This window comes from Microbacterium sp. ISL-59, assembly GCF_018613945.1.
GTDB classification, from domain to species: domain Bacteria; phylum Actinomycetota; class Actinomycetes; order Actinomycetales; family Microbacteriaceae; genus Microbacterium; species Microbacterium oxydans_B.
Window position 1 is genome coordinate 482,272 of record NZ_JAGGPG010000004.1, and the last position, 11,301, is coordinate 493,572.

General features: G+C 67.7%; 13 protein-coding genes. 11 read left to right on the top strand and 2 right to left on the bottom strand.

From position 1 onward, the window contains the following. Positions 1-93 precede the first annotated feature (93 nt). The 5 genes from J7E45_RS15935 to J7E45_RS15955 all read left to right on the top strand — a co-directional run bounded on the left by J7E45_RS15935 (position 94) and on the right by J7E45_RS15955 (position 3,098). On the top strand, positions 94-651 hold the full coding sequence (locus J7E45_RS15935; RefSeq protein ID WP_091027460.1) for a SipW-dependent-type signal peptide-containing protein: 558 nt from the start codon (positions 94-96) through the stop codon (positions 649-651). 62 nt (positions 652-713) lie between these two features. Further along, on the top strand, positions 714-1,283 hold the full coding sequence (locus J7E45_RS15940) for a SipW-dependent-type signal peptide-containing protein (RefSeq protein ID WP_091027455.1): 570 nt from the start codon (positions 714-716) through the stop codon (positions 1,281-1,283). Between the two features lie 8 nt (positions 1,284-1,291). Beyond that, a complete protein-coding gene (locus J7E45_RS15945) occupies positions 1,292-1,915 on the top strand; it encodes a signal peptidase I (protein ID WP_215070547.1) in 624 nt (207 codons plus the stop codon). After that, positions 1,912-2,559, top strand: a complete 648-nt coding sequence (locus J7E45_RS15950; RefSeq protein WP_215070549.1) for a hypothetical protein — start codon at positions 1,912-1,914, stop codon at positions 2,557-2,559. The genes J7E45_RS15945 and J7E45_RS15950 overlap by 4 nt, the downstream gene beginning before the upstream one ends. Continuing rightward, entirely contained in the window at positions 2,556-3,098 is a 543-nt protein-coding gene (locus tag J7E45_RS15955) for a hypothetical protein (RefSeq protein WP_215070551.1), read from the top strand. Before J7E45_RS15950 ends, J7E45_RS15955 begins: the two co-directional genes overlap by 4 nt. A 15-nt stretch (positions 3,099-3,113) precedes the next feature. On the opposite strand, the gene J7E45_RS15960 is transcribed toward J7E45_RS15955, so the two are convergent. Further along, positions 3,114-3,797 (bottom strand): YqaJ viral recombinase family protein, encoded by a 684-nt coding sequence (locus tag J7E45_RS15960; RefSeq protein WP_091027449.1) that lies wholly within the window; start codon positions 3,795-3,797, stop codon positions 3,114-3,116. A 292-nt stretch (positions 3,798-4,089) separates the two neighbouring features. Between J7E45_RS15960 and J7E45_RS15965 the strand changes: the two genes are divergently transcribed. From J7E45_RS15965 to rplL, 3 genes are all read left to right on the top strand, one after another. After that, positions 4,090-5,061, top strand: coding sequence for a hypothetical protein (locus J7E45_RS15965; protein WP_215070553.1), 972 nt, complete (start codon positions 4,090-4,092; stop codon positions 5,059-5,061). Between the two features lie 395 nt (positions 5,062-5,456). After that, on the top strand, positions 5,457-5,945 hold the full coding sequence (rplJ, locus tag J7E45_RS15970; RefSeq protein ID WP_029261006.1) for a 50S ribosomal protein L10: 489 nt from the start codon (positions 5,457-5,459) through the stop codon (positions 5,943-5,945). 48 nt (positions 5,946-5,993) lie between these two features. Next, positions 5,994-6,377, top strand: a complete 384-nt coding sequence (gene rplL, locus J7E45_RS15975) for a 50S ribosomal protein L7/L12 (RefSeq protein WP_091037745.1) — start codon at positions 5,994-5,996, stop codon at positions 6,375-6,377. 79 nt (positions 6,378-6,456) lie between these two features. Here rplL and J7E45_RS15980 read toward each other — a convergent pair whose 3' ends face one another. Then, positions 6,457-7,461, bottom strand: coding sequence for a LacI family DNA-binding transcriptional regulator (locus J7E45_RS15980; RefSeq protein ID WP_091037742.1), 1,005 nt, complete (start codon positions 7,459-7,461; stop codon positions 6,457-6,459). 286 nt (positions 7,462-7,747) lie between these two features. Here J7E45_RS15980 and J7E45_RS15985 point away from each other — a divergent pair, with 286 nt between their 5' ends. From J7E45_RS15985 to J7E45_RS15995, 3 genes are all read left to right on the top strand, one after another. Beyond that, positions 7,748-9,064 (top strand): ABC transporter substrate-binding protein, encoded by a 1,317-nt coding sequence (locus J7E45_RS15985; RefSeq protein WP_029261009.1) that lies wholly within the window; start codon positions 7,748-7,750, stop codon positions 9,062-9,064. 103 nt (positions 9,065-9,167) lie between these two features. Then, positions 9,168-10,307 (top strand): carbohydrate ABC transporter permease, encoded by a 1,140-nt coding sequence (locus tag J7E45_RS15990; RefSeq protein WP_215070555.1) that lies wholly within the window; start codon positions 9,168-9,170, stop codon positions 10,305-10,307. Then, positions 10,304-11,263: a carbohydrate ABC transporter permease gene (locus J7E45_RS15995; RefSeq protein ID WP_167635425.1), complete on the top strand. Its 960-nt coding sequence runs from the start codon at positions 10,304-10,306 to the stop codon at positions 11,261-11,263. The genes J7E45_RS15990 and J7E45_RS15995 overlap by 4 nt, the downstream gene beginning before the upstream one ends. The last annotated feature ends 38 nt before the right edge of the window (positions 11,264-11,301 follow it).

Consider the following 11,301-nt stretch of genomic DNA (forward strand, 5'->3'; position numbering starts at 1 on the left):
GGTGAGGATGAGGGCACGGCGGGGATGCGGGCCTCTGCGAGGCGGTCGTTCTCAGGCATTCACGCGATCGCCTGATTCCTGAGGGGGACTCCGATGGCAACCAAAGACACGCAGCGCAAGGTTCTCGCCGTTCTGGCGGGCGGGCTCGTCCTCGGGGTGGGGGTGGCGGTCACACTCGCCGCCTGGAACGACTCCGAGTTCGCGAACGGGACCTTCACCGCCGGATCCTTCACGTTCACGGGCTCCACTGACGGAACGACGTTCAGCGAGCACGCGACCGACGACGCGGCAGCCTCGCTGACCTTCGAGCTCAACCCGACGAACCTCAGCCCGGGCGACGTGGTGTACGCGCCCTACGCCCTGCGGCTCGGCGGCACCTATGACGCCACGCTCGATGCCGTCGCTCCCGTCGGCGCAGGCGACTTCGCCACCGGCAGCAAGCTGACCTACGACGTCGTGTCGACGGGGGCGACGTTCGGCTGTGACGAGACCGCGTTCGCCGCGGGAACCGCGGTACCCGCGACGATGACGCCGGGTACCGACGTCAACCTGTGCATCCAGGTCACAGCCGCCTCCGGTGCGGGCGGGATCGAGCAGGGCGACACGGGAACCGTCACATGGCAGTGGAACGCGACCTCGGTGCAGCCGTAGCGCCCACTCGCCGCTCGTTGCGTGCAACTCTCCCGCGGCGGCCCTCGCGCACGTTTCGGCGCGTGCGGGCGCTGCTCGCCGGTGGGCTGGTTCTCGGCGTCGGCGCGACGATGACGATCGCGGCGTGGACCGACCAGGAGCTTGCGACGAGCACAGTCAGTGCGGGGAGCTTCTCGATCGCGTCACGGTCCGATCAGGGGGCATTCGCGTCGCACGGACCGACCGAGACCGTGCTCACCGTACCTCTCGACGCGTCGGGCCTCTATCCCGGGGTGAAGAAGGCGGCGTATGTGCAGGTGCAGGCGTCGGGCACCCTGGGCGGCACCGTCAACCTCACCGCCGTGGCCGTGACGAACAATGCGGGCACGGCGCCGACCGGAGCGGACCTCGCGCTGCAGAACGCGATCAGGGTGAACATCGCCGTGGTCGCGGCTCCCGCCAACTGCACGACGAGTGCGACCGCGACGGCCGCGCTGACCGCGGTTCCCGCGCTCCCCGCGCAGACCCTGACCGTGAGCCCGCTCAACACGATCACCTACTGCGTCGTGCTCGAGCTGCCGGCAGACGCGACCGGAACAGCACAGGGCGGCACCGTGAAACCGACCTGGACCTTCACCGGAAGCACGAGCTGAGCGACGACATGGCCACCATCACACGCGGCGCCCGCGCCGTGGCACGGGGACTGCGGGAGGTGCTGCTCACCCTGGCAGCCGTCGGCGGCGTGCTCTGCATACTGCTCGTGATCCTGGCCTTCACCGGTGGCTATTCGCTCATCATGTTCAAGACCGGGTCGATGACGCCGACCATCCCGGCAGGATCCGTCGCGCTCGTGCAGAAGATTCCCGCCGCCGACATCGCGGTCGGTGACGTCGTGACGGTGGATCGGGATGCGGCCCTGCCGATCACGCACCGCGTCACCGGCGTCGAGCAGGCGGATCAGGGCGAACAGCGGGTCATCACGATGAAGGGTGACGCGAACGACGTCGAGGATCCGGCGCCGTACACCGTGTCCGACGTCCGCATCGTCCGTGGCTCGGTGCCCGCCCTTGCGAACGTGATCGTCTGGTTCGGCAGCCCGTGGGTGCTCGGTGGGGTCACGCTCGGTGCATCGCTGCTGGTGGTGTGGGCGTTCTGGCCGCGGCGAGAGCGTGCGGCGGCGGAGGAACCCTCAGGAGACGTCGGGGGGCTCGCGGCTGCCGAAGAGCCCGCGGCTCCGGAAGCGCTGGTCGTGGCGGGGGAGCGGCGGAGGGATCGGCGCTCATGAGACGCCTGGGCGCCGGAGTCATCGTGCTCTTCGTGCTGCTCGGCTCGGCGGCCCCCGCATGGGCGTCGCCGACCACGGAGGTCATCCAGGGACGCATCCTGCGGCTCGTCTCGGTCGCGGACTGGGAAGCCGCGGGATCCCTGCTCCCCGGGCAGCAGGTGCGATGGGATGTCGCTGTCAGCGCGGATGCGCCGGACCCGGGGATCGTGACGATCGCGCTGAGCGCCACCGGTGAAGCGCCGCTGGTCCTCGACGTGTCGATCTGCCTGCGCGCCTGGCAGGGGAGCGCATGCCCCGGTGGCGCCGTGATCGTGCGCTCGGCATGGCAGGTCCCGCGCGACGGCGGTGAGGCGCAACTCGGCGAGGTGGCTGACACCGACGTCGCGCACGTGCGGCTCTCCATCGGGCTCGGTGAGGAGGCGGCGGCGGGCTCGACGAGTCTCCGGCTCCATGCCAGCGGCGTCGGCGAGGACGTGATCGTCGGTCCCGATAGCGGCCTGGCAGCGACCGGTCCTTCGCCGCTGCCGCCCTGGGCGCTCGGCGGAGGGGCGGCGCTGGTCGTCGTCGGCGTCCTGCTGGTTGCTCGTCGTCGTTCGGCTACGGCGGGCACCCTCGTCGCATGGCGACCCGGCGGTGACCGGTGAGTCCCGCGAAGCGTCTGCGCTCGGCGAGCGCCGTGCTCGGAATCTCGGTGCTCATCGGTGTCGGCCTCGTCCCGACCGTTCCATCGACCGAGGCGGCGTGGCTCGATGCCGAGCGGGCGACCGCGACCGGGACTTCGATCAACGTTCCGGAGCCCATCGCCACGGGTTCTCCGGGCTGTGTGGCGAGCAGTGGCTTGCTGGGGGTCAACCCGAAGGTGACCATCTCCTGGCGGGCGCCCGCCGCCGCGACGGGATACGACTTGACGAAGGCGGAGTTCGGGCAGATCGTCAATCAGGGGCTGCTCGAGCCGATCCTGAGCGACCTCCTCGGGAACGTCAAGACGACGGGGAGTGCGGCCGCTTATGTCACCGTCATCGACGGCGGCCTGCTCACGGGACTTCTCGGGGCGACGAAGACTTTCGGTATCCGTTTCACCGGGCCGGGCGGGTGGAAGTCGGACTGGCTCGTGGCGAATGCCACGATGGGCCTGCTCGGAGCGAACCCGCAGTGCACGATGGGCACCACCGCGAGCTACTAGGCCGAAGCTGCGGACTCAGTCGGCGAGTGCCAGTGCGCGGAACGCGTCGCGTTCGCGGAGCTGCTCGCGGCGGCTGGCTGCGGCATCGTCCGGCGTGCTGCTCGGGACCTGCCGGCCGGTGGTGCGCCGGTAGAGCTCGTCGATGAGGTTGGTGGCGAGGCCGACCAGTTTGGCGATCTCACGGTCGTCGCGGTCGATCCACACGCAGCGCGGTTCGTCGTGGATCGGGGAGAAGTCGACGTGCTCCTCCCAAACGAACAGCGTCCGCTCGGCCCCGAGAACGTGCTGCTGCCACCAGATCTGGCGGAGGTAGGTGCGCGGGATGCCGCGGAACGCCTTGTTGGTCGTCTTGATCTCGGCGAGCTTCACGCGCCCATCGGCGTCGACCGCGATGCCGTCAGGCGTGGCCAGGTGGCGATGCTCGACCTCGGCGCGGAACAGGGCGGACGAGGGGAGGATGCCGTGGGTCGCTGCGACCCAGGCGGCGATCTCGGGCTCGCGCCGCCGGCCGTGATCGGTGTAGGCGTTGCCGCCGAAGCGGGGGCCTCCGCCGAGCTTGGAGTCCGCCGCGCGAGCGATCGACTTCTCGGAGGTGAGCCCGGCGACGTCGGTGGCGGTGATGCCACGGGAACGTGCTCGCATCCACGCCACGCGGTCGCGAGAGTCCGCGACGATGCGTGCGGCGAGTTCCGGGGTCACCCTTCGACCCTAACCCCGCTCGCCGACCCTCCCTCTCACACACGCCGCCCTCCCGCGTCCCTCTCTCCCTCGCTTCTCCCTCCTCTCTTCCTCCCTCGCCCTTTCGCCGAGTGCACGGCGTGCTGCCGAGCGCACGGCCCGTTCACGCGTGCAACTCGTGCGCTCGGCAGCATCCGGTGCACTCGCGGCGCAGCACCCGTCCTACACAACGAGCCGGGGCAGCAAGAAGAGGCGAGAGGGGTGGGGAGAAGGGGTGTGGAGACGGGGGAGGGCAGAACTATGAGGCATGCCGATGACAACTGTGCCTGTTCTCACCCAGCTCGTCCGATCTCGGGCAGATCTCTTTCTGAACGGTTGGACAGATCGGGGGATCGCCGCCGCGCTGCAGAGCGGAGTGCTGTTCGGCGTCCGGCGGGGGTGGTTCATGGACGCCGTCGATCGTGAGTCTCTGCGGCCGGAACAGCGGCACCATGCGCACGTCATCGCTGTGGCTCGCGATGCGAGCGGGCCCGCCGTCATGTCCCATGCATCGGCGGCCGTGCTGTGGGGACTGCCGCTGTACGCGATGCGCCTCGCCCGTGTCCATATGACCACTCCGTCGCCGCGGAGGATCTCGAGTGCGCCGGACGTGTTCCGTCATGTCGCTCCGCTCCCGATCTCCGACGTCACGGTGCGCGACGGCATCCGGTGCACCACCTTGTCGCGCACGGTGTTGGACCTCATCCGCACGTTGACGCCGCCCGCGGCCGTGGCGCTGGCGGATGCTGCGGAGCGCCAGATGGCGGAGCGGCAGTGGGAGTGGGACATGGAGGCCGTCCTCTCCTGGCGTCGTGAACTCGCGGCCAGGTTGACCGGTGCCGGGGGAGCGAGGGGAATCCGTCAGGCGCGGTGGGTCGCGGACTTCGCCGACGGGCGGGCGCAGCTTCCCGGTGAGAGTGTGAGCCGGTTGCATCTGCACAGACTCGGCTTCGCCGCCCCGGACCTGCAGGTGCCGGTGGACGGGCCCGGCGGCACTCGCTACTTCGTGGACTTCGGGCTCGCCGATGTCCGCAGTTTCGGAGAGTTCGACGGCAAGACGAAGTACCTCGACGAGGCTCTGCGTTCGGGGCGCACGCTCGAGCAGGTCCTGCTCGCGGAGAAGCAGCGCGAGGACTGGATCCGGGGTCGCACGCAGTGGCGTTTCGCCCGATGGGGGTCGGAGCACATCGCGACGCCCACCGCTCTCGCCGCTCGTCTCGCCGCCTTCCACATCACTCCGCCCTGACCCTCGCCGCCCCATCGCGACGCCGAGTGCACGGCTTGCCGCCGAGCGCACCGCATATTCACGTCAACAACCCGTGCACTCGTCAACAACCCGTGCACTCGGCGAAGAGGAGGGGGAGGAAGAGGAGGGGGAGGAAGAGGGGGGAGGACGAGGAGGAGGGGCGGGAGAGGGGGATTTGGGGGACGGGGGTGGGTGAGGTAGTGTTGTCTCAACCGAAGACCGCTGGTCATCAGGCGTGCGCAAGCACGCAAGATCGAAGCTCTGCACAGCAGGGGCCCGCGCAGGACACGAACTTCTCAAAGCTCCGTGCGCTTGCGCCGGAGCTTTTTCTGTGCAGGTGGTCCAGGTCGGCGCCCCACCACCGTGCGGCGCCTCGTACACACCAAGGAGTGACCATGGCGCAGAAGGATGCATCGGTCGCCGAGCTCACGAAGTCATTCGAGAACTCGAACGCCGTCCTGCTGACCGAGTACCGCGGTCTGACGGTTGCCCAGCTCAAGGAGCTGCGCAACAGCATCCGTCAGGACGCTGAGTACGCCGTGGTGAAGAACACGCTGACCAAGATTGCCGCCAACAAGGCTGGCATCTCCGCGCTGGACGACGACCTCAAGGGTCCGTCGGCTGTCGCGTTCGTGCACGGTGACTTCGTCGCCACCGCCAAGGCTCTGCGTGACTTCGCCAAGGCCAACCCGCTTCTCGTGATCAAGTCCGGCATCTTCGAGGGCAACGCCCTCACCGCGGACGAGGTCAACAAGTACGCCGCGCTGGAGAGCCGTGAGGTTCTGCTGGCGAAGGCTGCGGGCATGATGAAGGCGACGATGGGCAAGGCTGCCGCCACCATCGATGCTCTTCGCGAAAAGCTGGAGACCGCAGAGGCCGCGTAAGCGACCTGCGATCTCGTCTACAAACCCCATCTATCTAGGAGATTCATCATGGCTAAGCTCACCACTGAGGAGCTGCTCGAGCAGTTCGCCGGCCTGACCCTCGTCGAGCTCAACGACTTCGTCAAGGCGTTCGAGGAGAAGTTCGAGGTCACCGCTGCTGCTCCCGTCGCCGTTGCCGGTGCTGCGGGTGGCGCAGGCGCCGCTGAGGCTGAGGAAGAGAAGGACTCCTTCGACGTCATCCTCGAGGCTGCTGGCGAGAAGAAGATCCAGGTCATCAAGACCGTCCGCGAGCTCACCTCGCTGGGTCTCGGCGAGGCCAAGGCTGTCGTCGACGGTGCCCCGAAGGCTGTCCTTGAGGGCGCCAACAAGGAGACCGCCGAGAAGGCCAAGGCTGCTCTCGAAGAGGCAGGCGCAACGGTTACCCTCAAGTAATCGCGACGCTCACGCGTTTCTGATCGAAGGCCCCGGGTTCGCCCGGGGCCTTCGTGCGTCCTGGCGCTTTTCGATGCGTTCAGCGCGGCGGGGCGGTGGAGTTGCGCACCACGAGGGCGGATGCTGCCGACACATGCGCGAGCGGAGCGTCCGGCCGGTCGATCCGCTGCATCAGGAGGCGCACGGCCTCGTGTCCCTGTTCGCGGGGCGATTGGCCGATCGTGGTCAGGGCGAACATGTCGGCGTGCTGATGGTCGTCGATGCCGACCACGCTGAGTTCGGTCGGCACGGCGATACCCAGGCGGCGTGCGGCGATGATCGCGCCGATGGCCGCCTCGTCGCACACCCCGACGATCGCGGTCGGGCGGTTCCGGCGGTCGCCGAGCAGGCCGGCCGTCGCCGCATAGCCGCCCGGCATGGTGGGAGCGGCGCCGGCGACCCGCGCATGCGCGGCGAGTCCGGCGGCCTGTAGCGCGCCACGATAGCCGTCGAGTCGCCGGGCGTCGCCGAGGCTCAGCGCTTTCTCGTCGGCTGATCCCCCGACGAAGGCGATGTCGGTGTGCCCGAGTTCGATGAGGTGTTCGGTGGCGATGCGGGCGGCGGCGGCGTCGTCGATCGAGACGGCAGTGGATCCTTCGCCGTATGGGCCCACGCTCACCAGCGGGCGCCCGGTGAGCTGCAGGCGTTCGAGTTCGCGCGCGCTCGGCTGGATGCCCACCGCGATGATGCCGTCGAAGCGCCGGCCCGGCAGGACACTCTCGAACAGCCGCTCTCGCGTCTGCGATCCTTCGGGCACCCCGTAGAGCGAGAGGTCGTAATCGAGCATCAGCAGGGACTCCTGGATCCCTGCCAGCAGCTCGGCGAAGAACCAGCGGTCGACGGGCGGCATCACGATGCCCACGGTCTGCGTCCGACCGGTGGCCAGGCTCGTCGCGGAAGAGTGCGCGACGTACGACAGTTCGCGGGCGGCATCCGTGACGCGGGAACGGGTGTCCTCCGAGACATAACCGCGTCCACTCAGTGCGCGGCTCGCGGTGGCCTTCGACACCCCGGCACGCGCAGCGACGTCGGCGATCGTGCTCATCGGTCCTCCTCGACCTGATCACGCCGTTGCGTGGGTGGCGGCGCGGTCGCCGCGCCGGTGACAGCGTAGTCCTCGAAGCGATCAAAAGGAACCGGTTCCACACCGTGAGCGAGGGAGCGCTCCCATCCGCGACGTCGAGGTGTGGCGAATGGTTGTGAGCTTGTGACCCTTCCTTGTTGTGCCGGGATATCGATCGCCAGTAGGTTGGCCTGGAATCGGTTCCCTACCGATGCCGAGGGGTGGCATCGCAACAGGTGGGACCCTGTACTCGAAGAGGAGAATTCACATGGCTCTGTCACAGCGTTCACGGCGTTACGCGCCTCTCGCCCTGCTGGGGGTCGCGGGCATCGCGCTCGCCGGATGCGGGGCTCCCGGGGGGACCTCCGGAGGCGGCGGTGGTGGCGGCGGAGACAACACCGTCACGATCTACGGCACGATCGTCGAGGGCGAAGCAGAACTCCTCGCGGAATCCTGGGCGGATTTCGAGAAGGAGAACGACATCGAGATCAAGTACGAGGGCAGCCAGGACTTCGAGACGCAGCTCGGCACGCGCGCGCAGGGCGGCAACCCGCCCGACATCGCGATCTTCCCGCAGCCCGGCCTGTTCGCGGACTACGCGTCGCGCGACCTGCTGAAGCCTGCTCCGGAGGCGGTCAAGAAGAACGCCGAGGAGTACTGGACGCAGGGCTGGGTCGACTTCGGCACCTACGACGGCACGTTCTACGGCGCGCCGCTGATGGCGAGCGTCAAGGGCTGGGTCTGGTACTCGCCCACCAAGTTCGCCGAGTGGGGCGTCGAGGAGCCGACCAGCTGGGACGAGCTGCTCACGCTGACGCAGACCATCAAGGACAAGAGTGGCGCTGCCCCGTGGTGCGCCGGCTTCGAGTCCGGCGTCGCGACCGGCTGGCCGGGCACCGACTGGATCGAAGACCTCGTGCTCCGCAACGCGGGTCCTGACGTCTACGACCAGTGGGTCAAGAACGAGATCCCCTTCACGGACCCGCAGATCAAGGAGGCGTTCGACGCCACCGGTGAGATCCTGCTGAACCCGGAGTACGTCAACGCCGGCTTCGGCGACGTGCGTTCGATCAACTCCACCGCGTTCGGTGACGTGGCCGCGAAGGTCGCGAGCGGCGAGTGCGGGCTGACCCACCAGGCCTCGTTCCTGTCGGGCTTCTACCCCGAGGGAACGAACTTCGCCGAGGACGGCGATGTCTGGGCGTTCCTGACGCCGAGCCCGAACCCGGACGAGACCCTCATCACCGGTGGTGGCGAGATCGTCGGCGCGTTCAGCGACTCCGAGGCGACGCAGAAGGTGCTCGAGTACCTGTCCAGCCCCGAGTGGGCCAACAGCCGTCTCGCCCTCGGTGGCGTGACGTCGGCCAACAAGGGTGTCGACCTCGACGTGGTCGAGGACCCGATCCTGCAGGAGTCGATCAAGCTCCTCCAGGACGACTCGGTGACGTTCCGCTTCGACGGTTCGGACCAGATGCCCGGTGCTGTCGGCTCCGGCACCTTCTGGAAGGGCATCGTCGCCTGGGTCAACGGGACCTCCACCGACGAGGTGCTGACTCAGATCGAGACCGGCTGGCCTTCCAGCTGATCGGATGAGGAGGGCCGCCCCGCGGGGCGGCCCTCCTTCTCACACCCGGTCCACGCATCGCCGCGCCGACCGCTGATCAGCTCCGTCTCATGAAGGGGAATCCATGAACGCGACTGTGTTCTTCCAATGGATCGGGACACTCCCGCCGATCCTCCAGGCACTCGCCGTGGTCATCGCGTTCGCGGTGGTCGTGGTGGTGATCCTGCTGCTCGTCGACATCGCACCGCGCAAGGGTGCTCTCTACACCGGCATCCGCCTCGCGATGTGCCTGCTCATCCCGCTCGCGGTGATGTGGTTCTTCAACTCCTACTACTGGGCGATGGGAGTCGCGGTCGCCGTCGGTGCACTGTTCTTCTTCCTGGACTACCGGTCCCGCGACGGCGCGGGCTACCTGATCCAGCTCGTGGCCTTCATGGCCCCGGCGCTGCTGCTGCTCCTCGCCGGCCTCATCCTGCCGTCGATCCAGACCGTCTATGCGTCGTTCTGGAACTCGACGGGCAGCGACTTCGTCGGGTTCTCCAACTACCTCTGGATCTTCACCCAGTCCGACGGCGTGACCTCGGTGATCAACACGATCGTGTGGGTGCTGCTCGTCCCGACGCTCTCCACGATGATCGGCCTCGGGTACGCGGTGTTCATCGATCGGACCCGTGGGGAGAAGATCTACAAGCTGCTGGTGTTCATGCCGATGGCGATCTCGTTCGTCGGTGCCAGCATCATCTGGCGCTTCGTGTACGCCTACCGCGGCCCGGAGTTCGAGCAGATCGGTCTGCTCAACCAGATCCTGGTCTGGTTCGGCGGTGAGCCGCAGCAGTTCCTGCTGAACAATCCGTGGAACAACCTGGCGCTCATCGTGGTGCTGATCTGGGTGCAGACCGGTTTCGCGATGGTCGTGCTCTCGGCGTCCATCAAGGGCGTGCCGGCCGAGCTGCTGGAAGCGGCGGAGCTCGACGGCGCCAACGCCTGGGAGCGTTTCAAGTCGGTGACGATCCCGTCGATCCGTCCGGCGCTCATCGTCGTGCTGACCACGATCTCGATCGCCTCCCTGAAGGTGTTCGACATCGTCCGCACGATGACCGGTGGAAACTACGGCACGTCGGTGCTGGCGAATGAGATGTACACCCAGTTCTCGAAGTTCGAGGCGGGTCGCAGTGCTGCGCTCTCCGTCATCCTGTTCATCCTGGTGCTGCCGATCGTCATCTACAACGCACGCCAGATCAAGAAGCAGCGGGAGATCCGATGACCGACACCGTGAAGACAGACACCGGCGACAGCACGCGGGCCATCACGACCGCGGGCCGGTTCGAGGCTTCGGCCGGTCGCACCCGCAAGCGTCTCAGCCGGCCCTGGGCGAGTGTCGCCGCGATCATCATCGCCGTCATCTGGACCGTTCCGACGCTCGGCCTCTTCATCTCGTCGTTCCGCGACCGGGAAGCGATCGAGACCACCGGCTGGTGGACCGTGTTCACCGACCCCCGACTGACGCTCGACAACTACGCGGCGGTGCTGCAGTCCGGCACCACGCAGCTGACGATCCTGGAGTCCTTCTTCAACTCGATCGTGATCACGATCCCGGCGACGCTCATCCCGCTGATGATCGCGGCGATGGCGGCGTATGCGTTCTCCTGGATCGAGTTCAAGGGTCGCAACGCGCTGTTCATCTTCGTGTTCGCGCTGCAGATCGTGCCGATCCAGATGGCTCTGGTGCCCCTGCTGTCGTCGTTCTCCCGAGGGATCAACCTGTTCGGTGTGCAGGTGACGGAGGGCCTCGACGTCGCCGGCGGCTATGCGCAGGTGTGGATCGCCCACACGATGTTCGCGCTGCCGCTCGCGATCTACCTGCTGCACAACTTCATGTCGGAGATCCCCGGCGAGATCATCGAGGCCGCGCGCGTCGACGGCGCATCGCGCGGACAGATCTTCTTCCGCGTGGTGCTCCCGCTCACGATGCCGGCGATCGCGTCGGTGGCGATCTTCCAGTTCCTCTGGGTCTGGAACGACCTGCTCGTGGCCCTCGTGTTCGCCGACGGCGCCGCCTCTCCGATCACGAAGGTGCTCGCCGAGATCACCGGACGTGGTGAGGGCTGGTACCTGCTCACTGCGGGTGCGTTCGTCTCGATCATCGTCCCGCTCATCGTGTTCTTCGCGCTGCAGCGGTACTTCGTGCGCGGCCTGCTGGCGGGGTCGACGAAGGGCTGACGCTTCGGAAGACACAGGGGGCCTTTCGTGAGAACGGA